The organism is Longicatena sp. (assembly GCF_982403165.1).
In genome coordinates this window covers 22,659-46,973 of record NZ_CEVYEL010000020.1, presented here as the reverse complement: position 1 = coordinate 46,973, position 24,315 = coordinate 22,659, and the positions used below count along the sequence as shown (strand labels likewise).

At 38.0% G+C, this 24,315-nt stretch carries 27 protein-coding genes and 1 riboswitch; of the genes, 19 read left to right on the top strand and 8 right to left on the bottom strand.

Going from position 1 to position 24,315, the window contains the following annotated elements:
- Positions 1-76: 76 nt before the first annotated feature.
- The 7 genes from AC1VS3_RS06265 to AC1VS3_RS06235 all read right to left on the bottom strand — a co-directional run bounded on the left by AC1VS3_RS06265 (position 77) and on the right by AC1VS3_RS06235 (position 5,772).
- The gene (locus AC1VS3_RS06265; RefSeq protein WP_008691068.1) at positions 77-433 is read right to left on the bottom strand and encodes a hypothetical protein; all 357 of its coding nucleotides are present in this window, start codon (positions 431-433) and stop codon (positions 77-79) included.
- 261 nt (positions 434-694) lie between these two features.
- Complete coding sequence (dapB, locus tag AC1VS3_RS06260; RefSeq protein ID WP_008691069.1) at positions 695-1,417, bottom strand: 4-hydroxy-tetrahydrodipicolinate reductase; 723 nt, start codon at positions 1,415-1,417, stop codon at positions 695-697.
- A complete protein-coding gene (gene dapA, locus AC1VS3_RS06255) occupies positions 1,411-2,295 on the bottom strand; it encodes a 4-hydroxy-tetrahydrodipicolinate synthase (RefSeq protein ID WP_008691070.1) in 885 nt (294 codons plus the stop codon). The genes dapB and dapA overlap by 7 nt, the downstream gene beginning before the upstream one ends.
- A 41-nt stretch (positions 2,296-2,336) precedes the next feature.
- Entirely contained in the window at positions 2,337-3,536 is a 1,200-nt protein-coding gene (locus AC1VS3_RS06250; protein ID WP_008691071.1) for an aspartate kinase, read from the bottom strand.
- Complete coding sequence (gene lysA, locus AC1VS3_RS06245; protein WP_213540150.1) at positions 3,533-4,822, bottom strand: diaminopimelate decarboxylase; 1,290 nt, start codon at positions 4,820-4,822, stop codon at positions 3,533-3,535. The genes AC1VS3_RS06250 and lysA overlap by 4 nt, the downstream gene beginning before the upstream one ends.
- Positions 4,823-4,893: 71 nt before the next feature.
- Positions 4,894-5,058: riboswitch (Lysine riboswitch) on the bottom strand.
- A 324-nt stretch (positions 5,059-5,382) separates the two neighbouring features.
- On the bottom strand, positions 5,383-5,529 hold the full coding sequence (locus AC1VS3_RS06240) for a hypothetical protein (RefSeq protein WP_008691073.1): 147 nt from the start codon (positions 5,527-5,529) through the stop codon (positions 5,383-5,385).
- Positions 5,530-5,622: 93 nt separating this feature from the next.
- Positions 5,623-5,772 carry a hypothetical protein gene (locus AC1VS3_RS06235; RefSeq protein WP_008691075.1) on the bottom strand — a complete coding sequence of 50 codons (150 nt, stop codon included), beginning with the start codon at positions 5,770-5,772 and terminating at the stop codon, positions 5,623-5,625.
- A gap of 278 nt (positions 5,773-6,050) precedes the next feature.
- Between AC1VS3_RS06235 and AC1VS3_RS06230 the strand changes: the two genes are divergently transcribed.
- The 11 genes from AC1VS3_RS06230 to AC1VS3_RS06180 all read left to right on the top strand — a co-directional run bounded on the left by AC1VS3_RS06230 (position 6,051) and on the right by AC1VS3_RS06180 (position 13,879).
- Entirely contained in the window at positions 6,051-6,710 is a 660-nt protein-coding gene (locus tag AC1VS3_RS06230) for a uracil-DNA glycosylase (protein ID WP_017144528.1), read from the top strand.
- Between the two features lie 2 nt (positions 6,711-6,712).
- Positions 6,713-7,927 (top strand): bifunctional folylpolyglutamate synthase/dihydrofolate synthase, encoded by a 1,215-nt coding sequence (locus AC1VS3_RS06225; protein WP_008691077.1) that lies wholly within the window; start codon positions 6,713-6,715, stop codon positions 7,925-7,927.
- Positions 7,928-8,225: 298 nt separating this feature from the next.
- Positions 8,226-8,756: a ribonuclease M5 gene (gene rnmV / locus AC1VS3_RS06220; RefSeq protein ID WP_008691078.1), complete on the top strand. Its 531-nt coding sequence runs from the start codon at positions 8,226-8,228 to the stop codon at positions 8,754-8,756.
- Positions 8,753-9,313, top strand: coding sequence for a DUF2812 domain-containing protein (locus tag AC1VS3_RS06215; protein WP_008691080.1), 561 nt, complete (start codon positions 8,753-8,755; stop codon positions 9,311-9,313). The genes rnmV and AC1VS3_RS06215 overlap by 4 nt, the downstream gene beginning before the upstream one ends.
- A gap of 47 nt (positions 9,314-9,360) precedes the next feature.
- Complete coding sequence (rsmA, locus tag AC1VS3_RS06210; RefSeq protein ID WP_008691081.1) at positions 9,361-10,218, top strand: 16S rRNA (adenine(1518)-N(6)/adenine(1519)-N(6))-dimethyltransferase RsmA; 858 nt, start codon at positions 9,361-9,363, stop codon at positions 10,216-10,218.
- Positions 10,208-11,047 carry a 4-(cytidine 5'-diphospho)-2-C-methyl-D-erythritol kinase gene (gene ispE / locus AC1VS3_RS06205; protein WP_008691082.1) on the top strand — a complete coding sequence of 280 codons (840 nt, stop codon included), beginning with the start codon at positions 10,208-10,210 and terminating at the stop codon, positions 11,045-11,047. Before rsmA ends, ispE begins: the two co-directional genes overlap by 11 nt.
- Positions 11,048-11,146: 99 nt before the next feature.
- The gene (locus AC1VS3_RS06200; RefSeq protein ID WP_008691084.1) at positions 11,147-12,064 is read left to right on the top strand and encodes a DUF1848 domain-containing protein; all 918 of its coding nucleotides are present in this window, start codon (positions 11,147-11,149) and stop codon (positions 12,062-12,064) included.
- An 80-nt stretch (positions 12,065-12,144) separates the two neighbouring features.
- Entirely contained in the window at positions 12,145-12,450 is a 306-nt protein-coding gene (yabP, locus tag AC1VS3_RS06195) for a sporulation protein YabP (RefSeq protein WP_008691085.1), read from the top strand.
- Positions 12,450-12,911: a spore cortex biosynthesis protein YabQ gene (gene yabQ / locus AC1VS3_RS06190; RefSeq protein ID WP_081484668.1), complete on the top strand. Its 462-nt coding sequence runs from the start codon at positions 12,450-12,452 to the stop codon at positions 12,909-12,911. The genes yabP and yabQ overlap by 1 nt, the downstream gene beginning before the upstream one ends.
- A complete protein-coding gene (locus AC1VS3_RS06185; RefSeq protein ID WP_481275548.1) occupies positions 12,841-13,185 on the top strand; it encodes an FtsB family cell division protein in 345 nt (114 codons plus the stop codon). The genes yabQ and AC1VS3_RS06185 overlap by 71 nt, the downstream gene beginning before the upstream one ends.
- A gap of 46 nt (positions 13,186-13,231) precedes the next feature.
- A complete protein-coding gene (locus tag AC1VS3_RS06180) occupies positions 13,232-13,879 on the top strand; it encodes an HAD family hydrolase (protein WP_008691090.1) in 648 nt (215 codons plus the stop codon).
- Positions 13,880-14,325: 446 nt separating this feature from the next.
- On the opposite strand, the gene AC1VS3_RS06175 is transcribed toward AC1VS3_RS06180, so the two are convergent.
- Positions 14,326-15,369: an HNH endonuclease gene (locus AC1VS3_RS06175; protein WP_017144529.1), complete on the bottom strand. Its 1,044-nt coding sequence runs from the start codon at positions 15,367-15,369 to the stop codon at positions 14,326-14,328.
- A gap of 199 nt (positions 15,370-15,568) precedes the next feature.
- On the opposite strand from AC1VS3_RS06175, the gene AC1VS3_RS06170 reads away from it, so the two are divergent.
- From AC1VS3_RS06170 to AC1VS3_RS06135, 8 genes are all read left to right on the top strand, one after another.
- Entirely contained in the window at positions 15,569-16,255 is a 687-nt protein-coding gene (locus AC1VS3_RS06170) for a hypothetical protein (RefSeq protein WP_008691094.1), read from the top strand.
- Between the two features lie 110 nt (positions 16,256-16,365).
- A complete protein-coding gene (locus tag AC1VS3_RS06165) occupies positions 16,366-16,983 on the top strand; it encodes a manganese efflux pump (protein WP_008691095.1) in 618 nt (205 codons plus the stop codon).
- Between the two features lie 128 nt (positions 16,984-17,111).
- Positions 17,112-18,689, top strand: coding sequence for a 2,3-bisphosphoglycerate-independent phosphoglycerate mutase (gpmI, locus tag AC1VS3_RS06160; RefSeq protein WP_008691096.1), 1,578 nt, complete (start codon positions 17,112-17,114; stop codon positions 18,687-18,689).
- A gap of 229 nt (positions 18,690-18,918) precedes the next feature.
- Complete coding sequence (locus AC1VS3_RS06155; protein WP_481275547.1) at positions 18,919-21,684, top strand: sigma-54-dependent transcriptional regulator; 2,766 nt, start codon at positions 18,919-18,921, stop codon at positions 21,682-21,684.
- 110 nt (positions 21,685-21,794) lie between these two features.
- Positions 21,795-22,205: a PTS sugar transporter subunit IIA gene (locus AC1VS3_RS06150; RefSeq protein WP_008691098.1), complete on the top strand. Its 411-nt coding sequence runs from the start codon at positions 21,795-21,797 to the stop codon at positions 22,203-22,205.
- A 14-nt stretch (positions 22,206-22,219) separates the two neighbouring features.
- On the top strand, positions 22,220-22,717 hold the full coding sequence (locus tag AC1VS3_RS06145) for a PTS sugar transporter subunit IIB (protein WP_008691104.1): 498 nt from the start codon (positions 22,220-22,222) through the stop codon (positions 22,715-22,717).
- Positions 22,718-22,732: 15 nt separating this feature from the next.
- The gene (locus tag AC1VS3_RS06140; RefSeq protein ID WP_008691105.1) at positions 22,733-23,485 is read left to right on the top strand and encodes a PTS mannose/fructose/sorbose/N-acetylgalactosamine transporter subunit IIC; all 753 of its coding nucleotides are present in this window, start codon (positions 22,733-22,735) and stop codon (positions 23,483-23,485) included.
- 2 nt (positions 23,486-23,487) lie between these two features.
- Positions 23,488-24,315, top strand: coding sequence for a PTS system mannose/fructose/sorbose family transporter subunit IID (locus tag AC1VS3_RS06135; RefSeq protein ID WP_008691112.1), 828 nt, complete (start codon positions 23,488-23,490; stop codon positions 24,313-24,315).

The window sequence follows — 24,315 nt, the reverse complement described above, 5'->3', positions numbered from 1 at the left end:
ATTATCTTATAGACAAGAATAATCTAATTAGATTTTGTTCATGTCCCAATTTTCTAGGCTTTAATAATTCATAATTTTATTTTTTAAAGAACTCATCAAATACCGCTTTTACTCTTTCTGCTTCTTGCTTATCTTCAATATAAGCATCAGAATTAAACAATACAGGATTCTCTGAAATATAAACAGCTAAAGTTTCATTTGCAGTCGTAGTGATTTTAATTCCCACATACAATTTAGGTTCTACAGCTATAAAAGAGGAAGCACCACCAAGTACCTGATGAAGAAAAGGTTCTGCTTTTCCACGATAATTTGCATGTTCATTTAAAATACTATATTTTTTAATTTCTGATAACTTGTATTCTCCCTGTGTTCCATCTTTAATAGTATAAGTGTTTGAATCTGCGTCAATTACAATACTCCTAAATTCTTTCATCATTTTAACTCCTTTCTAATCCCTATACGTTTAGGATTTTATATCATATTTCTTATTCTATTCATCCCATGGGTATCACATCTCCTAATTAATGTTATGGTTATCTTTCTACATCCATCATACCGCTTTTTTGGGAAAAGACAAGCTTTCTATTGTGAATACCAAAGTTTTAGTGTTTGTTTAGATTGTATACAGCACTTGAACATACACATGGAAAAGCCTCCTACATAATCCGTTATGTAAGAGACTTTCTCGTTGTTTTTATTCATTAAATAAGATATCTTTCATGGTATACGTACCATGGGGCTTGTTTTGGATAAAGCGTGCTGCGCGTAAAGCACCATTCACAAAAATCTGTTTACTATTAGCCGTATGTTTGATTTCCAGAACTTCATCTTCTCCAAGATAGAGGACACTGTGCTCTCCGGCAACCGTACCGCCTCGTACGGCATGAATACCGATTTCTTTTTGTCGTTTGCCAATGAACCCTTCTCTTCCATGTACTTCTTCATAGGCATGATCCTTGTTCAGAATATCGACAAGCATCTTTGCTGTGCCGCTAGGTGCATCCTGTTTTTGATTGTGGTGTGCTTCTATGACTTCCATGTCAAAACTATCTTCTAACAAGGGTGTCACCATCTTAAGAATTTCCTGCATGACAGCAATACCTAGTGAGAAATTTGCTTGAAAGACAATAGGGGCATACATACCTAAAGCATTGATTTCTTGTTTCTGCATATCACTATGTCCGGTCGTTCCACAGATATAAGGCGTATGATGCTCCTTCACATAAGGGGCAATCCACTCTAAATTGGCGGGATGTGAAAAGTCGATAATCGCATGCAGTTCTTCTTGCAGTGTTGATAAATCAGGTTTCTGAGTACCATCGGCAATCATTACCACCTGCATATCTTCTTGTTTCTGAATACTGTCGACAACCAGTCTTCCCATCTTGCCAAAGCCTGCGACTAGAATATTTAGCATAAACCTTTCTCCTTCATTTTAGCAGCTAATACCTCTTTATGTTCTTCTGACATTTCACATAACGGCAGACGATATCCACCAACCTGTTTGCCCATCAGATTCAAAGCTTCTTTGACAGGAATCGGATTGACTTCAATAAATAAAGCGTGAATGAGATCTAAATTATCTAACTGTATCTGTAAGGCTGTATCTACATCATGATGTAAATATGCCATCACCATATCGTGTGTTTCTTGTGGCATCACATTTGCCAATACAGAAATCACACCACTGGCACCTAAAGATAATAAAGGAACAATCATGTCATCATTTCCAGAATACATACGGAAATCATCATTCAGATAACGGGCGATATTTGTCGCATAAGCGATATTTCCGCTTGCTTCTTTAATACCGCAAATATGTTCATGTTTACTTAATACGGCAACGGCTTCTTCAGAGATACTGCAACCTGTTCGGCCAGGAATGTTATACATGATGATTGGTGTATGAACGGCATCGGCTACGGCCAGAAAATGCTGAATCATTCCACTGGCATTGGCTTTGTTGTAATATGGGGAAATGACCAGTAAGGCATCGGCTCCCATTTCTTCATACTTCAAGCTTTTTTCAACAGCTGTCTGTGTACAGTTAGAGCCACTGCCGACAATGACCGGGATTCGCTTGTTAATCGTTTGTAAGGTAAATTCGACGACAGCATCATCTTCCTCATGCGTCATGGTGCTGCTTTCACCGGTCGTTCCTAAAACCAGTATACCATCGGTATGATTGGCAACATGCCATTCTAATAATTCGTGTAACTTTTCAAAATTGACACTTCCATCTTCATGGAAGGGTGTGATAAGTGCTACAATACTTCCCTTAAGATCAAATTTCATGATGTTCTCCTTTCACCTTTCGGTGTTTTGTTATAAATAGATTAAAGATCAAAGGCTTCCCCTAAGACTTCAATTGCTTTCTGTTTATCTTTTTCCTCTATGGTCAATGAGATAGAAATCTCACTTGATGTTATCATGTAATATCGAATATTATGTGCATTTAAGGTACTTAATACTTTTGCCGCTATACCACTGTGTGTGGAAATGCCGACACCGACGACCGAAAGTTTCACAAAGCCCAACAGACGGGAAATCGGATATTTGGAATTTAACTCATCGATATGCTTTAAAATGGTATCCGATTGTTTTTTATTACAGTAAAATGAAAAGTTAACTTTACCATCATGCGTCAACTGTTGCGATATTGTATCTAAATTGATATCTAATTTGGCAATCAGTGTGAACAACTCGCCAAGAAAGATACCATCATTGGGAAGATCGTTCACCCGCATAATTGCATAATCTTCCTTGATACTAATACCGGTAATCGGCATATCTTCCAGATTTTTCGTTTTTTCCATAATAAACGTCCCCTTACTTTTATCTTTCTCTAAGGCTTTTCCTAAGAATAGGCGTACATTGTATTTACTAGCCAGCTCTACACTGCGTGTTTCCAAAACACCGGCGCCCAAACAAGCCATCTGCATCATTTCATTATATGTGATTTCTTTTAAACGTTTGGCTTTTGGATACATTCTTGGATCAATGGTATAAACACCATTGACATCGGTATAAATATAGCAGTCCCAGCCAAGTTTGGCAGCTAAGGCGACGGCCGTTGTATCACTGCCGCCTCTTCCTAACGTCGTAATTTCACCATGCTCGGTAGCTCCTTGAAAACCAGCCACCACCACAACCTTTCCATCGTCCAGGTGTTTTTGTAAATTGGTGATGTCAATATCTTTAATACGCGCATGTGCATGATGATGGCTGGTAATGAAACCACATTGATATCCGGTTAAGGAAATCGCCGGTATTCCAAGTGCATCAATCGCCATGGCTAATAGGGTAATCGTTCGCTGTTCACCGGTAGATAAAAGGGAATCCATTTCTCTATCATTGGTATGACCACCTAATGCCGTTGCCATTTCAATAAGCTTATTTGTGGTTTTTCCCATGGCACTAGCTACCAGAATCACATTGTGACCAGCCTCTTTCATTTCTTTGACATGCTGAGCAATAGCGCGTATCTTATCCAGATCGGCTACGCTTGTTCCTCCATACTTCTCTACTATATTCATACGTTGATGACCTCATTACATTCTAAGTCCAACATGTTTTCATAGCTTTCTTTTTTAATGACGACACGGGCATGGCCATCTTTTACGAAAACGACTGCCGGACGTCCCAGCTTATTATAATTGCTGGCCATACTATAGCCATAGGCACCGGTCGTATAAATAATTAGCAGATCATTTTGTGATATCTTTGGCAATTTGGCATTCTCAATCAAAATATCTCCTGATTCACAGCATTTTCCGGCAATTGTTACGGTTTCTGTTTTTTCTTCCTGCATGCGATTGGCGATATCACAGGCATATTCTGCCTGATACAATGCTGGACGAATATTATCACTCATACCGCCATCGACAAAGATATACTTCTTATGCTCTGTTTGTTTTTGATAACCGACACGATATAGGGTACTGCCAGCTTCTGCTACGATGCTGCGACCTGGTTCAATCATAATTTTTTCGATGTTTAATTGTTGTTTGGCATTTTCTTTCTTACAAGTATCTAAGATAGTATGACAAACATCTTGTAAAGGAATAGGATGATCGGCATTCGTATAAAGTGCCGCAAAGCCGCCGCCTAAATTTAAAGCTGAGATATGAATATCATATTCAGTTTGCATTTCTTTTGTAAATTGCATGAGCTTTTCAATTTCCGCTACATAAGCCTGTTTATCAAATATCTGGGAACCGATATGGGAGTGATAACCAAGAAAAGTAATTTCCGCAACGCTTGTTAATGTATGGATCATGGCGGCAATTTCTTTTTTCTTGGTGATAGAAATGCCAAACTTACTATCTAAATGGGCGGTCACAATGTATTTATGTGTATGTGCTTCAACACCTGGATTTACTCTTAACATGGTTTTGATGCTGCGGCCACTGCGTTTTACGGCTTTTACCAGCATATCGCATTCCATCGCATTATCGACAATGATTGTTCCAACACCATAGTCTAAGGCCATCATGATTTCATCATAGGATTTATTATTGCCATGAAAATATACACGTTCCATAGGAAATCCAGCTTGTTTTGCGGTATATAATTCACCACCACTGACGACATCTAAGGACAAACCGTATTGCGCGACCAGTTCTACCATGGCTTTACAGGAAAACGCTTTGGATGCATAGAGTACTTCTGTTTTAAAAGTATCTGATTGAAATAATTCATGAAAACGGCTAAGCTTTTCCGTTATTTTATTCTCATCATAAATATACAAAGGGGTCTGGCAAGCCGTCGCAAGCTGTTCTACAGACACGCCTTGGATGTGTAAAACGTTATCTTTCATCATTCATCACCTCGTTAAAAAATGCCAGTAGGATAATGACCTTACTGGCATGTGAAATTTACTTACTACATGGACAATAAGATAGCACTCCTACGACTGTAGACAGTTTTATGGATGTTCTCCATAAACCCACCACAACTTCTTGCCAAAAGTTGTAGTTCGGCGAAATTGCTTCAGCTAACTGTCAAATGTCCGCCGACTCCAATTAACTTTGTCGCTTCCGCTCCTCTATCTGATTGGTTGTATCATACCACTAATGAGATGAAATTACAATAACATTATGAAAATAACAGAATAAATTTCAGAAAACATTTACACTATCAAGATATTAAGACCTTTTTCATCCCAGAATTAGGGAAATTTGTTTTTGGGAAAGCTGAGAGAGGATCGTTGAAAGGAAACAATACGGTACTTTTTTTCAAACATAAACAGTTGCCACCTACATCACCAAATGACGATAAAAAAAAAGACACGTGTCTTTAGCATGTTTGCCAATCATCACCATGTGGCTTGTACATTGATAAGACGTGTCTTTTATATGATATGGTATGGTTTATCGTTCTTTATTTCGCGAAGATATTAATGACTACTAATAGCACTCCCAACACAATTGCACATAGAAGTACATTACGAAAACTGAAGATTTCCCCTAGTAAATCACGCTCTTCTTCTGGCATCGGTTTTTCCGGATGCATGTTTTTCTCTATCATATCTCTCACCCCTCAGTTCATGGTTCACCTATTATAGCACACTTCTCTTATTTTGCATGAAAAGTTATGAAATTGTAAGAATCTTCTCGTGTACTAGGTGAATAAATAAAAAGATAAGATAAAGACAGCCATTAGACCAATGACAATCAGGATGTTACGTGGTTTCACAATTGCCGTCAGTATTGTATTATCCGGATGGGTTGTCGCAATCGTTGTATTCGTGGTAAGATCTTTCCCTTTCATATCAGTCACCTCACTTCGTAAGTGTTTGTTTATCTAACCGCATTATAGCATGATTCTTTTTTTGATAGGGGTGTATTACTAAAATGTAAGACAATCTTTAGAAAAATTAAGAATTTTTTATGATATTTTTTTGTCTATCTTTATAATTAGCACTCCTTCACTAAGTTAACGAAAGAAAAAGCCAAAAAGTTTCATTCTCACTACTTTTTTTTAAAATTATGCACATTGTGAAGAAGATGGTCTTATGGTATGATTACTGCGTTTGGAAGGTGATGCATATGAAGCGCTGGAATGATTTGTTTCAACAGGAAATACAGAAGCCTTATTATCAAGAATTGATGGCTTTTTTAGATGAAGAATATAAAACCAAGGCGATTTTTCCTCCACGTGAGGATTTGTTTACCTGTTTTGATGTTTGTCCATATGAAAAGGTGAAAGTAGTGATTTTGGGGCAGGATCCTTATCATCAGCCAAATCAGGCACATGGTTTGTGTTTTTCCGTGCGCAAGGGGGTAAAGCTGCCACCAAGTCTGCGTAATATATATAAGGAACTAAAGACCGATTTGGATATCGATATGCCCTCACATGGCTATTTGCTGGATTGGGCCAGACAGGGTGTTTTCATGATGAATGCAGTGTTAAGTGTCGAGTGTGGAAAAGCCGGTTCTCATCGTAAAAAAGGATGGGAAATTTTTACCGATACCGTTATTCGCGCATTGAATGAAAAAGAAGAAGGTATTGTATTCCTTTTATGGGGGAATTGGGCACAACAGAAAGCAGAATTCATTACCAATCCGCTACATCATATCATAACTTCAGCACATCCTTCTCCTTTATCGGCCTATCATGGATTCTTTGGCAGTCAGCCATTTTCTAAGACAAATACTGCTTTGTTAAAGATGGGGCATTCACCGGTGCAATGGAAGATTGAGGATTAAATATGTTTACAAAGGCAGAGGAAATTATTCAGCTTATTGAAGGACGGAAGAATCGCGGATATGGTTTGATGCATTTTAAGGACTATATGAAGAGCATAGGGGATCCCCAAAAGAAACTAAAAAGTATTCATGTTGCAGGGACGAATGGAAAAGGTTCTACGACCAATGATATCCGCAGTATGCTGCAGGAAGCAGGGTATTGTGTAGGCTCCTTTACCTCTCCTTATATGATTACGCATTTAGACCGCATCCGCATCAATGATATGTATATGGATGAAAAAGAATTCATAGAAATTGCCAATACTTATTATGAAAGTTGGCTTACCTGGGATCTGAGCATGTTCGAGATTGATATGATGCTGGCATGCATTTACTTTGAAAGGCATCATGTGGACTATGCCGTGTTTGAGGTTGGTTTAGGAGGCCGCAAAGATGCGACCAATATTTTGGAACCATTGATCAGCGTGATAACAAACATCGGATTGGATCATATGGAGCTTTTAGGAGACACCTATGCAAAGATTGCGGAAGAAAAAGCAGGTATCATCAAAGCTTGTGCAGATGTGGTGAGTGCAGAAACCAGAGCAGATTGCCTGGATGTATTTTTAAAACATGCCGATGCACAAGGAGTAAAATTGTACACCTTAGAGCCGATTTGTGATTTATCTACAAATTTGCAAACGGTATTTACCTATCGACATTTACAGGTGACACTGGCTTCTATGGCGAATTATCAGATTCGCAATGCGGCGCTTGCCTTGGAAACAATTTGGCGGCTACGTGAAAAAAGACTTGTGGAAATAAAGGATGCGCAGATTTTGGCTGGTTTACGTAAAGCTGTGTGGATCGGTCGTTTTGAAATTATGCAGAAAGATCCGATTGTGATTTTAGATGGAGCGCATAATCCGGATGGTATCCAGGCATTGTGCAACTCTTTACAAGGTTATGACGATATCGCTGTTTTATTTTCTGTCTTAAAAGATAAGAACTTTGAAACGATGTTATCGATATTAGAAACCATTACAAGTGATATTACCATCACACATTTTGATAATGAGCGCTCTTTAGATATCCGTTGTTTAAAAAATCGAAAACAGCTCCATCTTATTGAAGATTATCATGCGGCATTAACGTATATGTTAAAGAAAAAGAAAACGATCGTTATTACCGGTTCCTTGTATTTCATAAGTGAAATTCGCCAATTCTGGCAAAAGTAGAAAGAGCTTATGTACAAATAAGCTTTTGGTATAATATGGCTATATGGATGCTACATAAGAAAATAGCAGCTGCGAATTCCCGCTAGAGCCTAGGGGAATTGTAAAATAGTTAAACTAAAGTTTGCTTAAATGTACTACGACAATTTAGCAGATAAAAGATAGGTTGATACTTTCCATATATGATAAAGGATCAATCTTTTTTGTGTTTAAAATATAAAAAAGGCAATCCTTAAACATCAAAGAGAGGCAATAGCGTCTAAGATAAAATTGTGGTAAACTATAGAGGTAGGTGATATCCATGAAAATTAAAGAAATTATTGTTGTGGAAGGAAAAAATGATACCAACGTGCTACAAAGCTGCATTGACTGTGATACCATTGAAACTCATGGTACCCATCTGTCAGTAGAAACATTGCGACTCATTGAGCAGGCTGCCAAAACCAGAGGTGTCATCATCTTTACCGATCCTGATCATCCCGGGGAAATCATTCGTACTGCCATCAATCAGAAAATTCCCGGCTGTAAAAATGCATATATCGAGAAGCATAAAGCAAAAACAGCGAAGAAGGTCGGTGTAGAACATGCATCAAAAAAAGATTTGTTGGATGCATTATCTCATGTATTCACCTATCAAGAACAGCCTGTTGAAAGTATATCCTGGGAAGAATATTTATCTTTAGGCTTGCATGGGGGGAAAGCTGCCGCTCATCAAAGAGAAAAAGTTGCTCAGGCGCTTTATTTAGGAAGACCAAATGCCAAAACGTTGTTTAAACGTTTAAATATGATGCAGTTGACACTGCATGATGTTGAGGAGCTGTTGCGCAAATGAAACAAGAAGAACAAAAAATTCGCAGTGTCTTTGTCCAACGTGAAACATTAGAAACATGGTTGCGGCAAATGGCTATAAAGGGATGGATCGTAAAAGATTTTTCTTACATCTTTTTTGATTCGTTTTTGTTCTTTCGTTTTGTGAAAACAGCACCGCGATATGGGAAGTTTTGTATTTATGATGTAAAATACCTCGGTGATGAAGATATCTTTACCTCACTGGGATGGAAGTTGCTTTTGGAACATGAATCCACAATGATTTTTTATCACGAGGATATCCAAGGAAGCTTACCATTATTAGATATGCGCATGTATTCGTTACGGCGTTTTCTAAAATCCATCAGTAATCTTGTTTTTCTGATTGCCGTAATCTTTGCGTTACGTATGGATAATGAAACCATGCGCCAGCAGGTCTTATTTTACAGCGCTTTTCTATTGTTTGCTTTTCCTCGCTTGTATGATGTAAAAAGCACCCAAAAAGGAAGTAATTTTACGAAGTTAATTAAAAATATTGTCTTGGCTGCTGCTGCGGCTGTTCTTACCACCTTGTATGATTGAGGCAGCTATTAAAGCGTTTGCGGCTTTAGTATAGAAAGGATATCATTATGAAGAAACCTATCGCAACCCCATCCAGAACAAAGGAAATCTTAGAAACGCATGACCTGTTCGCTAAGAAAAATTACGGACAAAACTTTTTAACAGAGCCAAGTGTTGTAGAAAAGATTGCCCGCAGTGCTATTGTCAGTGATCATTGTGTTGTGTTTGAAATCGGACCGGGCATTGGCGCATTGACGCAATATTTATGTGAATATGCGAAAGAGGTTGTCTGTTTTGAGATAGATGAACGTTTACCTCATGTATTAGCAGATACACTTTCTGAATATACGAATGTTTCTATTGTTTTACAGGATTTTTTAACAATTGATTTAAGGGAATGGGTAAATCGTTATCGTGAAAAAGGTATGGATGTCGTGATAGCGGCAAATCTGCCTTATTATATTACAACGCCGATTTTGTTTAAAATTTTTGAATCAAATGCGGATATTGCGGCGATTACGGTAATGATGCAAAAAGAAGTGGCAGATCGTTTTCATGCGAAAGTAAATACGAAAGAATATAATGCGTTAAGCATTATAACGCAATATCGCTGTGATGTACGCGCTGTTATGAAAGTTCCAAAAAATGTTTTTCATCCCAAACCTAATGTTGATAGCGCAGTGTTGCAATTTACCTTTCGCAAACATTACACAAATTTACAAGAAGAACCATTTTTCGCAATGGTCAAAGCTTGCTTTAAACAACGTCGGAAGACCATCTTAAATAATTTTCAGGAATATTGCAGCGATAAAGAAACCGCAAAAGCTTATTTAGAAAAGGCTGATATTGATGCGAAGAGAAGAGCAGAAAGTTTGACACTGGATGAATTTCTGCATTTATACGAGGTGATGCAAGATGATCGTTGAGGCACATGCTAAAATCAATCTGACATTAAATGTTGTAGGGAAACGTGAAGATGGCTATCATGAATTAGAAATGATCATGTTGCCACTGGCCTTACATGATACGATTGAAATATCCATTGCAAAAGAAGATATGTTCACAACAGATGATTCACAAGTTGCCATGGATGATACAAATACCGTTGTTCGTGCTGTTCAATTAATGCGAAACACCTTTGCGTTAAAAGAACATTTCCATGTACATCTGCATAAGCGCATACCTTCACAAGCCGGCCTAGCCGGAGGAAGTGCCGATGGAGCAGCCGTTCTTAGAGGGATTCAAAGTTTGTGTCATCTTTCTATAACGATGGAAGAATTAGCACAGCTAGGAAAACAGCTTGGGGCAGATGTGCCTTTCTGTGTCTTACAGGAAAGTGCTTTAGTACAAGGTATCGGGGAAAAACTAACGCCATTTCACTTTGACTGGAAGCCACATGTATTACTTGTAAAACCTTCTATCGGTGTATCTACCAAAGAAGCCTTTGCAACGTTGGATTTTGCGAAATGTCCACATCCGAATGCGCATATCATTCAAAAACTGTTACAAAATAAAGAGTATGAACAACTACCGCAGTATATTGCGAATTCATTAGAATATAGTGCTTTCCAACTGGTTCCTCAGATTGCTGATATCAAACAGGAGCTAATTGCCATGGGCTTTCCCTGTGTCTTAATGTCAGGAAGCGGAAGCACCGTGTTTGCGTTGAGTGAAGATAAAACACGGATTGAAAAGGCACTCCGTCATTACGCACATACGGACATGTTTGTATGTGATACAACTTTTTATCCATAACCATGCGCGAATACCGCATGGTTTTATATCAAATACAAGATTAGATGCTAATGATACCTATGATGGCAAAGATCGTCTTACACTATAGGAGGTGAGGTTATGTTGTTGTTTGTAAGTGGCAGGTGTGATATTCCGGCATTTTACAGTGAATGGCTGTTTCAACGTTTCAAAGCAGGTTTTGTGGACGTACGAAATCCTTTTAATCCTCACCAGATCAGTCGTATAGCACTAACACAAGACCAAATTGATGCGATGATCTTCTGTACAAAAAATCCTTTGCCCATATTGCATCGCTTATCCGAAATTCCTTTTCCCTATCTCTTTCATGTGACATTTACTCCTTATCATCAGGATATAGAGTCCCATGTCTTAGATAAAAAAGCCATTTTAGAGGGCATTGTGGAGCTATCAAAACAAATTGGAAAAGATCGTGTATATGTACGCTATGATCCGATTCTCTTAAATGAACGTTATACCATCAGCTACCATGCACAAGCCTTTGAAAAACTTTGTGCAAAGTTACAAGGCAAAATAAACAAAATCATCATTTCCTTTCTTGATATGTATAAAAACACACAAAAACATGCGCCATCTTTACATTTACAAGAGTTGCGTCATGCACAGATGTTGGCCATAGGAAAATGTCTTGGAGAAATTGGCGTATCCTATGGTATGCAAATACAAACTTGTGCGGAAGCCATTGATTTATCCCCTTATCATATCCAAAAGGGCTTATGCGTAGATCGTAAAGAGATAGAAGCTTTGGTAGGATATCCGATAGCATTAAAAGAAAAAGGCGTACGAACACAATGTGCGTGTTTGGCAACGGTAGATATTGGTGATTATAATTGTTGTAATCATGGCTGCGCTTATTGTTATGCCAATTATGACGAAGATAGCATTTCCCAACGCATGATGCAACATGATCCAAAGAGTAGTGTATTATTGGGACATATCACAAAGGAAGATGTGGTCACCATGCGAAAAGAAGCCCCACGACAACTGCGTTTATTATAAGTATCGCTGTAAGAATTGCATAAGTTCTAAACGCTATTTCATGAACATAGGATGTAATGAAGAAAAGAGGAGGAACTTATATGGAAGATACAACGAATACAAATCCTTTGCGCTTTGAAACAAATCCATACCATAACGTTGTGATAAAAGATCGTAAAGTGATGGAATTAACTGGTGTCAAACAGATTGACAGTTTTGATTCCAGTGAATTTTTAATGGAAACCGCACAAGGCTGGATGCTCGTGCAGGGAAAAGATCTGACCTTAGGAAAGCTGGATACCGAGCGTGGAGATGTCATTATCCGCGGATTGATTGAATCCTTATCTTATGTATCCAATAAAAAAGGTAATGGAAAGGATTCGGTTATTTCTAAGCTGTTTAAATAATGCTGCTGCCGGTTCAGATACAGTCTATTCTATATCACTTTCTCATGGGCTGGGTATATGGATTAGGGTTTAGTTTTCTTTTAAATTTTGTGAAATATATGCATGTTTCCTTTTTAAGAGGAACGATGGAAATCCTGTTCCATGTACTGTTTACATCTTTGCTTTATTATGGTCTTTATGGCATCAATGGCGGGATTACCAACATTTACCTACTTGGTTTTTTCCTGTTAGGTGTCATGGTGTATTATACGTGGTATCTTGCGGTATTTCAGCAATTCTTCTTCGCTCTTGTTAAAACTTTGCGGCCTTTACGCAAAAAACTTAAACTTGTCAAATCCAAAATACTTGCTATAATAAGATTACCGAAGAAAATCAGGAGGCGAAGGATAAATGAGCGAAGAAGTAAAAAAAATAAGCGCAAAAAGAAAAAAGAAGAAACATCCATTTCGCACGTTCTTTAGTTTAGCCGCCATATTCTTATCCTGTTTTCTGATTTGGATAGCTGCAGAAGATTTGATCACAACGTTTCGTTTAAAGAAAGAAATCTCTACCAGTGAAGAGATGATCAGTTCATTAGAAAGTCAGCAAAAGGACTTAAAGAAACGTAAAGAAAATTTGGAAGACCCTGAATATGTAAAACGCTACGCCAGAGGTAAATTCATGGGGAGCAAACCAGGTGAGCAAATTTTTAAGCTCCCTTCCAAAAGTGATGATCCTGCAAATGATGGTAATTAATTCCCCCGTAGAGAATTCTATGGGGTTTTCTTGTATGGAGGTTACGATGAAAAAGTGGAAAGCAATTTTATTTGATATGGATGGAACCTTATTTGATACGGAACAAATATCGCGTATTGCCTGGCTGGCAACCATGGAGCGTTTCCATCTGCCCAAAAGTGAACAATTTATTTTAGATTTGATTGGAAGAACCTATCAAAGTGCACAAGTTGTGTTTGATGCCTACATGCCAAAAGGCTGGCCTCAGGAAGAGGCGTATCAATATCATGAAGATTACGCGATGGAGTATAAAAAAACACATGGTCCATTGCCTAAATGTAATTTAAAGCAGCTGTTTACAGCTCTCCAAGAAAAAGGTTATCGTTTGGCTTTAGCAAGTAGTGCGCGAAGGGAAAATGTGGAGTTTAACTTGCGGCATGAGGGCATTCAAGATGTCTTTGAAGAAATCGTAGTGGGTAAGATGGTAGCGCATGGAAAACCTCATCCTGATATTTATCTTGAAACAGCAAAGCGTCTGGGCTTGCGAAAGGAAGACTGCCTTGTCATAGAAGATTCTAAGAATGGCATATTGGCAGCACATGCAGCAAAGATGGATGTCATAATGATTCCGGATATGATAGCACCGGATGATGAATTAAAAGCAATGTGCTATCAGGTGATGGAGAAGCTGGAAGATATTTTAACAGTGTTATAGTTTTATGCTGTGAAAAAATACGGTTTATCAAGCAAGCATTTTTTCAATTATAATGTTTATGCAGAAGCTCTTGTCATACTTAGATCAAGTAAGATAGGAGCTTTTTTTCGAATGTTTTTACTAAAACTTTGTTAAATTCTATGCATACATTTTTTTACATTTATCAAATCAATCTTGTGATGCTATGGTCATTAAAAGATCTTATAGATAAGTTTTTAAAATTTTGATACTTGTATAGATATGTTTGTGCTTTTCTTTTATAAATGGAAATAATTTAAGAATGTATCTCATGCTAATACTATGAAAGATGGGAATGTCTTATCATATGGTGAAAAAGGATAGCTGAATCATGGAATAGACGAAAAAAATACCCTCCTTACTGGCTGATAAATATGGAGGGTACATATCGGATAGAAAGTGTATATCTTTTCATCATAGGCAGAAGCTTATTTCCTATGCTTAAAAATATTTTTACGATGATATTCTAAAAATTGCAGGCGTTCTCTTGTCAAAAAGCAGGCAGGTAACTGATAGTTTTTTCTTAATACATAAGAAGCTAAATGATCTCGTTCTAACATCTCCTCACTAAGCAGGATATAACCAAGTTCATCAAAGGAGATATAACCTTGATCAAAAAGATAGTCATGATTACGACACAACAATAGCCCATTATTATGATCAATTGCCTCATAAATGTGCGCACAATCCCGGAAAGGTTTAATATGAGATGCAATTAACATATGAGGAATATTTATACCACATAGCGGGCAGGCATGATCAAATTCATGAAACAAGGTGTCCTTATAAAAGGATTGTAGTGCCTTGGTTTCATCACGATCGTGTGGTATGCCACGTCTTGGGATGATGGAAAGAATCGTTTGTTTATATTTATAATTTAACATCGGTGTTTTTGTATTTTTATAATCGATGCGCATATCTTCATGGGCAACGATACTGGAAGTAAACAGCGCAGTAAGGGCGACGGAAATCAAAGGCTCTTGTTCGTCATCATATTCCTGTAGAATATCCGTAATACCTTTTAACAGCTTTGGCTGAAAATGACATTGCTCATTTTCTATTTCAAACAGAATGGTCTGTTGCAGCAAACGATACACATCTGCTCCTAGCGCTTCTTCCACATCTTGCTTGTCCATCCAAGCATTGTCATAAGCCAATTTTTGATAAAAGGCGTAAACAGATACATCATGGATAAAGGTTTCAAATAATGATAAAGCTTCAACACCGGAATTCTGATTACTCTTCGCATAAATCGTCGGTGCAGGATTTAAGTCGATACCGTTTTCGGTTTCTTTTAAGGCTTTCTTTTCATGCAGAAAATGAATGATTTCACGAATTTCCGGTAGCTTTGTTGCATAATAATCATTTGCCAGCTCTTCATATACCCGAATCGGTGCATGATGAAGATCGATACCTTGTAATTCTATGGCGTCTAAGACAGCCAGAATTTTTTTAAACAACATTTTTTTCATGCCTTCACCACTTTCTTAATTTTATGCGCGTAATCGATGATGATTTCTCCTTTTATTTTATCATGGATTCATCATGTGATACAGAAATTTAGACATTCCTTTTATAGAAAAAAACAAATTTTTTAGAATCTGCCAGAATGTGCGTGCATTCGACAAAACAAAACAATTACAATGTAACCAATAAAAGGAGAGTGTTAAAATGAAAGGTCCAGGAATTAAAGATTACTTGGAAGTTATTGAAAATTTGAAACTGACAGCGATAAAGGAGGGAAAAACCTGCATTGAGGTGAATTCTAAGCAGCTACATGCCTCTGTATCACCTGAGCATGCAACGATGCCTACTTGCTGTCAGGCTATTTATAAAAAAATGTTAGAAGGAGATGAAATCTTACAACGCCCAAAAGGTAATACCGGATTTGGTTCCCATTTAACGGTGCGTTTTCAGTTGCATGATTTAGCAAATCGCCAGCGCATGTTCCCTGACAAAAAACGCGGTCGTCCGGCAAAAAGTGAAGAAGAAAAATTGGCAGCACGAAAAGCAAAGATGAAGCGAAATACAGAAGATTTGCGTAACCTCATCAAAGGATGGCTAAATGAACATGGCTGGGAATATGTGGAAAATAAAGACTTTATCGAGGCCCATAACGAAAATAAGCGTTGGGTCATCAATGTGCAAGGTATTAAACGTGGCCGTAAACAGCCATTACCGGTGAAGGTGAGTGAAGTATTAAAGCATATTGAAGATACAAAAACACATTACAGCATTGCGTTTAATGATTCTCTTTCTTATCGCCGACAATGGAATGAAATACCGGAAGCGGTTAAAAACAGTTTGAATATGAGTGTGATCTTAGCCGATAAAAAAGGAAATATCACAGAATTATAAAATACAAGCATCTCATGACGCAAAACATGCGAATTGAGATGTTTTTAATTTGGCAGCAGCCGTCACCGAAATGCAATAGCGTAATACCATAATAAAGAGGAGAATGCGAAATGATTACTTCTTTCCTATTGGTTGTGGCATTAAGTTTAGATAGTTTTTTAGCATCTCTTGCTTATGGTGCACAAAAGATTCGTATTCCATTACGTTCAACTTTGTTAATCGCATTGATAGGGACAAGCTTTTTGGGTGTTTCTATTTATACTGCAGGGCTTTTTCAAAAGGTATTACATCCTCAGTATGCTGCTGTTTTCTCGTTTGCTATCTTTTTCTTAATGGGTGTTAGTGCACTTTTTCAAGGAACGATTAAATCTTTTTTAAAGGATCGAAAAAGTCGTAAAGTTTCCTTTCAGTACAGTGGTATATCCTTTGTACTTGATGTTTATCTGGATGAAACACGGGCAGATGCCGATCATTCAAAAGAGTTATCATTGCATGAAGCGTTATATTTAGCGGTTGCTCTTTCCATCGATTCGATCGTCAGTGGTTTTGCTTATGGCGTACAGGTACATGATCGTTTACTGGTTTTATGTATCAGTTTCACTGTCGGTTTCCTTGCGGTCTTTTTTGGCTCATATATAGGAAGGCATGTCGCTTCCTTGGCAGATTGGAATTTATCATGGGTTAGTGGCATCCTGTTTCTATTACTGGCATTCATGCGTATTTTATAGTGTCCATAAACTATCATAAAGAAAAATCACGAAAAGTGATGTTTTTTCTATGGGGATTGTGAACAAAACAGTTTCTAAAACAAGAAAAAGATGGTATATTTATAAGGTAGACAGGAGGTATGGATACTATGAGTAAAAGACCAGTAGTATTAGTGGTTATGGACGGTGTTGGAATCAACGCATCAGAATTTGGTAACGCCGTTAAAAAAGCATATAAACCAACATTAGACGAATTATGGGCAAACTGCCCACACACAGAAATTAAGGCACATGGCTTGGCTGTTGGATTGCCAAGTGATGGTGACATGGGGAACAGTGAAGTTGGACACAACGCTCTTGGTTGTGGACAAATTTACTCACAAGGGGCAAAATTAGTAAATGAAAACATCGAAACCGGAGAAATTTTCAAGACTGAAACATGGGAAGCTTTGGTTAACAATTGTAAAGATGGAACAATGCATTTCTTAGGTTTGTTATCGGATGGAAATGTACACTCTCACATCAATCATTTGAAGGCTTTGATTAAGAAAGCAAAAGAAGATGGCGTGAAAGAAGTTCGCATTCATGCGCTGTTAGATGGACGTGATGTTCCGGAAACCAGTGCATTGATCTATATCGAAGATATTGAAAACTACATGGCTGAATTAAATGATGATAACTTCCATGCTTGCATTGCTAGCGGCGGCGGACGTATGACGATTACGATGGACCGTTACGAAGCAAACTGGGCAATGGTAGAAAAAGGATGGCATGTACATGTTTTAGGTGAAGGACGTCAGTTTGCTTCTGCTTCTGAAGCAGTAGAAACATTCCGTAACGAAACAGGCGTAATTGACCAGGATTTGCCAGGCTTTGTCATTGCGAAAGATGGCAAACCGGTGGGAACGATCGAAGATGGCGACAGTGTTGTACTGTTTAACTTCAGAGGCGATCGTGCTCAGGAAATCTCGTTAGCCTTTGACGGTGATGACAGCTTTGATAAGTTTGATCGTGTGAGAATGCCAAAAGTTATGTATGCCGGTATGTTGCAGTATGATGCAGATTTGAATATCCCTCACAACTTCTTAACATACCCACCAAAGATCAAATATACATTGACAGAAGAATTATGCAAACACGGGATTCGTGAATATGCTATTTCCGAAACACAGAAATATGGACATGTGACATACTTCTGGAATGGGAATCGTTCTGAGAAATTTGATGAGAAATTGGAAGATTATGTAGAAATCACTTCTGATGTTGTACCATTTGAACAGCGTCCTTGGATGAAATCTGCTGAAATCACCGATGTGTTATGTGCCGCTATTGAATCAGGAAACTATGACTTCCTGCGTACGAATTATCCAAATGGCGATATGGTTGGCCATACCGGTAACTTTGAAGCTACTGTTATCGGTGTAGAATCTGTTGACTTACAGCTGGCTCGTGTTAAGAAAGCGGTGGATGCTGTAAATGGTATCTTAATCGTTACAGCAGATCATGGAAATGCTGATGAAATGTATGAAAAGAAGAAAAAAGAAGATGCACCTGTTAAATCTAAGACTTCCCATACATTAAACAAGGTTCCATTCATTGTTTATGGTGCAGATGTAGAATTGAAACAGGATGAAGATCTAGGACTTTCAAATGTTGCAGCTACGGTAGCTGATTTACTGGAAGTAGCACCAAACGAACATTGGAATACATCCATTATCAAAAAATAATGCGACCTTTCTAGAGAAGACGGTTTTATAAACTGTCTTCTTTTTTTGCTCTTTAATAGGAATATCTACATAAAGTTTTATTAGGTTAGAATATTGACAGCTTCGGCATGTAAAAAAGGTCATATACAGGAAAATTCTGCCATGGTAGAAAACGCTTTGACTTTAGAAGTACAATCAACTATAATCACATATAGAGATGTTATGACAATTCTGAAATTGAGGTGGAACAATGCTAAGGAAATCAAAAGTATTTGATTGCCTGAAACAAATGTGTCAAACCGTATCAATAAAACAGATCATGGAAGGATATGAAGGGGTAAATGCGGCAAATCTTGCGGCGGTTTTACAAATGGACAGGGCAAATGTGAGCAAAGAGCTCAATCGTCTGGTACAGGAAAAAGTGGTTGTGAAAGTTATTGGAAGACCGGTGTATTATTTTGATGCAAAGATATTACAGGAATTAAGTAAGACAAGGCTAGAACAGTACGAAGTAACAACCTTAAAAAACAGTATACGAATGCAGGAAACCATAGGGACGGATGCCTTTTTGCATGTGATTGGCAGTGATGGTAGTTTAAAGACGGTTATCAAGAAAGCAAAAGCAGCGATGATCTATCCGCCATTTGGGTTGCATACGCTGTTGATTGGTCCTACCGGAGTAGGAAAGACAATGTTCGCGGAAATCATGTATCGTTATGCCAAGGAACACGGTGTATTAGGTGAGGATGCGAAGTTTATCGTCTTTAACTGTGCAGAATATGCGGATAATCCACAGCTGCTGTTGGGTCAATTGTTCGGTTATGTAAAGGGTGCTTATACAGGGGCAGAGAAAACGAATGATGGCTTAGTGGAGCAGGCACGCGATGGGGTTTTATTTTTGGATGAAATACATCGACTGCCTCCTGAAGGACAAGAGATGCTATTCATGTTAATGGATCGTAATGAATATCGCCGCTTAGGAGCAAAAGAAAATAGTACGGCAAGAACATTGATTATTGCGGCAACCACAGAGAATGTAGAATCTTCTTTACTACAGACATTTTTACGAAGAATCCCGATGACGATCACAATGCCTGCTTTGCATGAGCGAACGATAAAAGAACGTTATGAGCTGATTGAGAAATTTTTTGCTCAGGAATATAATCAGGTTATGATACCAATTCAAGTACATAATAAAGTCATGCGTTCATTATTGTCCTATGATTGTAAAGGAAATATCGGACAATTAAAAGCTGATATTCGATTACTGTGTGCCAATGGCTTTCTTGAATCGAAAATGAAAGGATACGATGAAATTCGTATTACGACATCCATTTTGCAAGATCATATTTATCGTGGATTATTAAATGCTGAAAAGATGCAAGAAATAGAAAAAAATCTGCCACTTCATGAAGAATATATATTGTATGATCAAACAACCTCGGAAGAAAATTATGATGAGAAATTCTCCGATATTTATCATGAAATCAGTCGTAAGCTGATAGGGTATGAACGTCGTGGTTATTCGATTGCGGAGGCCAATTCTTTTATACGCCGTTATATTGAGCAATATATGGAAACTTTGTCAGATCGTATCACTGATGAGCATGAAGATATGGATATGTTGCATAAGATCATACCGATTCATATTTATCATGCTGTGGAGGTTGCCTTATCTTTAGCAGAACAGCGTTTAAGCTGTCATTTCTCGAAAAAAATTTGCGTAGCCATGGCGATGCATGTTTCTGCAATAGCGGAGCATAAACGGGATACTTATGAAATCAATGATGGAATTTATAAGGTCATGCGGGAAAATCCTAATGAATATGCGGCAGCCAGAGAAATACGCGATTTTCTGGAAATGGAATTGGATATGAAACTAAAAGATCAGGAGCTCTTATTTTTCACCATGTTTTTATGTGTGGAAAAGGAAAATGAGGGAAAGCATGGGGCGATTGGTTTACTGGCGTTAGCACATGGAAATGGGGTAGCGCGCAATATGGTGGATGTGGCAAATTCACTTTTACATACTACGCATGGTCATGCGCTGGATATGAGCCTGCATCAGAATGTGGATGATTTTTTAGAGGTCGTTACGGAAAAGGTAAAGGAAATCAATGAGGGAAAAGGGGTTTTGATGTTAGTGGATATGGGTTCTCTCTTATCCTTTGGGGACATCATTTCGCAAAAGACACAGATTCCTATTCGGACCATTGATATGATATCAACGCCCTTTGTATTAGAAGCATTGCGAAAAACCATGCTGCTGGAATATACATTGGATGATCTATATAAAGAATTACGTAGTTATACGCCCTATATCGGCAAGCTATATTCAAAGAATCTGCAGCAACAAAATGGGGAACAATATGTGATTATTACGACTTGTATGAGTGGAGAAGGCGTAGCTATTAAATTAGGAGATTTAATCTGCAGTGCTTTGCCACTGGTAAAAGAATGCAGTATTGAGATTATTCCCTGCAATACCGAAACTTTTAAACAAAAGGATCTAAGTGGGAAACGAGTCTTGGCTGTTGTAGGTGCATGTGATTTGCATATTCAAGATGTAGCCTATATCTCCAGTGACAAGATTATCTTAGAAGATGGCTTTTCCCAATTAAATCAGATTATTGCGATGAATCTAGGGGTAGAAGGCGAAGAAATCGTTTCAGCGAACTTAATGACCAATAATTTCTTAAAAGAAACGCTTGTTTTTCTAGATCCGATCAAAGCGGATGCTCTCATTCGTAAATCCTTCCGTGTCATTTCAAAAATGTTAGATATTGATGATTATAATCGTGTGTTGATTGGTTATATGCTACATGTAGGATGTATGATAGAGCGCTGTATCCGTAAGGAAGAAATGCCCTATATCGGCATGGAAGAACGTATTAAAGCAGACGAAAAGCTATATCATATCATCCAAACGGCATTGCGCATTTTAGAGGATGAATTTCAAATAACAATCTCTGACACAGAAATCGCTTATGTGATGGATATCTTCGACACAGAATAACACACTATGCTTCGTATAAGGAAAAGTGCTGATGTTCACGGCACTTTTTTCTATTGGCACACAACTTGCTAAAAGGAAGGTGAAAGAGTAAAAGCAGGAAGGAGGATCGTATGGAAAAGGATTTGTGCATCTTTGTCTGTACACATGGAAGATTTGGTGAAGAACTTATTAAATCCGCAGAAATGATTGCAGGCAAAAGCGAAAATGTATATTCATTTTCATTACTGCCTGGCATGCCTCCAGAAGAATATAAGGAAATGATGGAAGCAGCCTTACAGAAAGAAGCCGGGAAGAAAGTTTTGTGTTTGGTAGATTTATTCGGAGGAACCCCTTGTACAACATGTGCTATCTTATCTCAACGCTATGATATGCAAGTCATATCAGGATTGAATCTGGCCATGTATATTGAAATCACATCACAAAAAGATCATCACAGCCGGGAGGAATTGATTGATGTAGGTCTGTCAATTTTACAAAGCAGCGGGAAAGATGTTATCAAGCTGTTGAAAAACTTGTCATAGAGGAGGAAAACATAATGGCAGAAATTAGCTTAATACGAATTGATTTTCGTTTGATTCATGGACAGGTCGTTACAAAATGGGTAAAACAGGCCAATGCAAATCGTATCATCATTGTAAATGATATGTTGGCAAAGGATGAATTTTTGGCAAGTGTATATAAAATGGCAGCACCTTCAAATGTGAAGGTGGATATCTTTACCATAGAGGAAAGCAGTCAACGTTGGAAGGAAAATGCGTTTGGAGATGGCAAGGTATTGCTGCTGTTTAAGAACGTTGAAGATTGTCATGCATTATTGATGAAAGAATTCCCAATGCCAATTATTCAAATAGGGGGCTTAGGTGGCGGCTCTGGAAGAGTCAGTACACCAAGTGGCATTACCTTTGATGCAAAGGATGTCAAATTGTTAAGAGAAATGATGGAGAAAGGATGTGAAATGTATATTCAAGTCGTACCTACACAACAGAAGTATGAAGTAGATAAAGTCATAGACAAACTTGATTTTCATGAGTAGAGGAGGAAAAAATTTATGGACACAGGTTTATTATTAGTCGCGGCATTTTGCGGTATTTGGCAATTTGTTTCAACAACTGATTTTGGTTATACATTGAGTGATACCTTAGGACAGCCGGTATTGGTAGGCGCTTTATTGGGTATCATTACCGGACAGATCGAACAGGGATTATTAATCGGTGGTTCTCTGGAACTGATGTACCTTGGTATTATTTATCCAGGCGGAACGGTTCCGGCTTGCGCATCTAGTGCGGCATTAGTAGCAATTCCCATTGCTCTTCGTACAGGATTAGACGCTCATGCGGCAACTGTCTTAGCGGTACCTTTCGGTATTCTTGGTTCCGTGTTATGGAATATTAAATATTCCATTAACTCTACATTCACCATTCGTGCTGAAAAAAGCGTGGAGAAGAAAGATTTTAACGCGGTTACAAGAAATGCATCTGTTTATCCGATGATTTTAACCTTTGTATTAACAGCTGTACCAATCTTCTTAGCAAACATCTTAGCACCGACATTGGTAGAAAGTATGATCAATGCGATACCTGCATGGGCAATGCATGGAATTGAAGTTGCCGGCGGGGTATTACCTGCAATCGGTTTTGCCTTAGCTGTTTATACTATCGGAAAGAAAGAATTCCTTCCTTTCTTCGTTATCGGTTATTTCATTGTCATTTATTTTGAAGTAGCAACGATGGGAGTTGCCATCTTCGGTACATGTATTGCACTGTTATATCTATTCTTAAAGAATAAGGAAAGTGAGGTATAGTTATGGCAGAGAACACAAATGAAAGAAAGATTACCAATAAGGATATTTTTCAGGCATATAATAAATGGTATTGGCTGTGTGAAGTTTCACACTGTTACGATCGTTTGCAGTCGTTAAGCTTCTGCGCATCTCAGCAGAATGCATTGCGAAAGCTATATCCAAATGATGATGATTATCAGGAAGCACTGCAACGTCATTTACAGTTCTTTAATACCGAAGGTACGATTGGCTCTGTTATTCATGGTATTACCTTATCTTTAGAAGAAGAAAAAAGTATGAATCCGGATGATATTTCCGGAGAGATGATCATCGCCTTAAAAACGGGTCTGATGGGACCAATTGCCGGTATCGGTGATACGCTGATATGGGGAACATTAAAACCAATTTGTCTGGCTTTGGCTACGACGATGGCTTTAAGTAACAATCTCATCGGAGCATTCTTCGTATTGTTATTCCCATTAGCCGGTTATTTTATTGGCTTGTATATGTGTAAATTAGGGTATTCTTTAGGACGTAACGCTATCGGTAAACTGATTCAAAGCGGTTTGATGAATCGTATTATTGATGCTTGCAGTATCTTAGGGTTAATGATGATGGGAGCATTATCAGCAAGTTATGTATCCTTAACTACAACAGCTGGTTTCAAATTGGAAAACAGTGATCCGATTCTGTTACAAAATATTTTAGATGGAATCATGCCAGGATTATTGCCATTTGCGTTAATTGCCGGAATTTATTTCTACATGAAGAAAAAAGGTACGAAATATGGTGGAATCTTGCTTGGTATCATCATTGCATCTATTGTATTAGCCTTCTTTGATATCGTGTAG

Excerpts from the sequence above, each read along its gene's own strand:
- AC1VS3_RS06265 (WP_008691068.1), bottom strand. The coding sequence starts at position 433 with ATGAAAGAATTTAGGAGTATTGTAATTGACGCAGATTCAAACACTTAT.
- dapB (WP_008691069.1), bottom strand. The coding sequence starts at position 1,417 with ATGCTAAATATTCTAGTCGCAGGCTTTGGCAAGATGGGAAGACTGGTT.
- dapA (WP_008691070.1), bottom strand. The coding sequence starts at position 2,295 with ATGAAATTTGATCTTAAGGGAAGTATTGTAGCACTTATCACACCCTTC.
- AC1VS3_RS06250 (WP_008691071.1), bottom strand. The coding sequence starts at position 3,536 with ATGAATATAGTAGAGAAGTATGGAGGAACAAGCGTAGCCGATCTGGAT.
- lysA (WP_213540150.1), bottom strand. The coding sequence starts at position 4,822 with ATGATGAAAGATAACGTTTTACACATCCAAGGCGTGTCTGTAGAACAG.
- AC1VS3_RS06240 (WP_008691073.1), bottom strand. The coding sequence starts at position 5,529 with ATGATAGAGAAAAACATGCATCCGGAAAAACCGATGCCAGAAGAAGAG.
- AC1VS3_RS06235 (WP_008691075.1), bottom strand. The coding sequence starts at position 5,772 with ATGAAAGGGAAAGATCTTACCACGAATACAACGATTGCGACAACCCAT.
- AC1VS3_RS06230 (WP_017144528.1), top strand. The coding sequence starts at position 6,051 with ATGAAGCGCTGGAATGATTTGTTTCAACAGGAAATACAGAAGCCTTAT.
- AC1VS3_RS06225 (WP_008691077.1), top strand. The coding sequence starts at position 6,713 with ATGTTTACAAAGGCAGAGGAAATTATTCAGCTTATTGAAGGACGGAAG.
- rnmV (WP_008691078.1), top strand. The coding sequence starts at position 8,226 with ATGAAAATTAAAGAAATTATTGTTGTGGAAGGAAAAAATGATACCAAC.
- AC1VS3_RS06215 (WP_008691080.1), top strand. The coding sequence starts at position 8,753 with ATGAAACAAGAAGAACAAAAAATTCGCAGTGTCTTTGTCCAACGTGAA.
- rsmA (WP_008691081.1), top strand. The coding sequence starts at position 9,361 with ATGAAGAAACCTATCGCAACCCCATCCAGAACAAAGGAAATCTTAGAA.
- ispE (WP_008691082.1), top strand. The coding sequence starts at position 10,208 with ATGATCGTTGAGGCACATGCTAAAATCAATCTGACATTAAATGTTGTA.
- AC1VS3_RS06200 (WP_008691084.1), top strand. The coding sequence starts at position 11,147 with ATGTTGTTGTTTGTAAGTGGCAGGTGTGATATTCCGGCATTTTACAGT.
- yabP (WP_008691085.1), top strand. The coding sequence starts at position 12,145 with ATGGAAGATACAACGAATACAAATCCTTTGCGCTTTGAAACAAATCCA.
- yabQ (WP_081484668.1), top strand. The coding sequence starts at position 12,450 with ATGCTGCTGCCGGTTCAGATACAGTCTATTCTATATCACTTTCTCATG.
- AC1VS3_RS06185 (WP_481275548.1), top strand. The coding sequence starts at position 12,841 with ATGAGCGAAGAAGTAAAAAAAATAAGCGCAAAAAGAAAAAAGAAGAAA.
- AC1VS3_RS06180 (WP_008691090.1), top strand. The coding sequence starts at position 13,232 with ATGAAAAAGTGGAAAGCAATTTTATTTGATATGGATGGAACCTTATTT.
- AC1VS3_RS06175 (WP_017144529.1), bottom strand. The coding sequence starts at position 15,369 with ATGAAAAAAATGTTGTTTAAAAAAATTCTGGCTGTCTTAGACGCCATA.
- AC1VS3_RS06170 (WP_008691094.1), top strand. The coding sequence starts at position 15,569 with ATGAAAGGTCCAGGAATTAAAGATTACTTGGAAGTTATTGAAAATTTG.
- AC1VS3_RS06165 (WP_008691095.1), top strand. The coding sequence starts at position 16,366 with ATGATTACTTCTTTCCTATTGGTTGTGGCATTAAGTTTAGATAGTTTT.
- gpmI (WP_008691096.1), top strand. The coding sequence starts at position 17,112 with ATGAGTAAAAGACCAGTAGTATTAGTGGTTATGGACGGTGTTGGAATC.
- AC1VS3_RS06155 (WP_481275547.1), top strand. The coding sequence starts at position 18,919 with ATGCTAAGGAAATCAAAAGTATTTGATTGCCTGAAACAAATGTGTCAA.
- AC1VS3_RS06150 (WP_008691098.1), top strand. The coding sequence starts at position 21,795 with ATGGAAAAGGATTTGTGCATCTTTGTCTGTACACATGGAAGATTTGGT.
- AC1VS3_RS06145 (WP_008691104.1), top strand. The coding sequence starts at position 22,220 with ATGGCAGAAATTAGCTTAATACGAATTGATTTTCGTTTGATTCATGGA.
- AC1VS3_RS06140 (WP_008691105.1), top strand. The coding sequence starts at position 22,733 with ATGGACACAGGTTTATTATTAGTCGCGGCATTTTGCGGTATTTGGCAA.
- AC1VS3_RS06135 (WP_008691112.1), top strand. The coding sequence starts at position 23,488 with ATGGCAGAGAACACAAATGAAAGAAAGATTACCAATAAGGATATTTTT.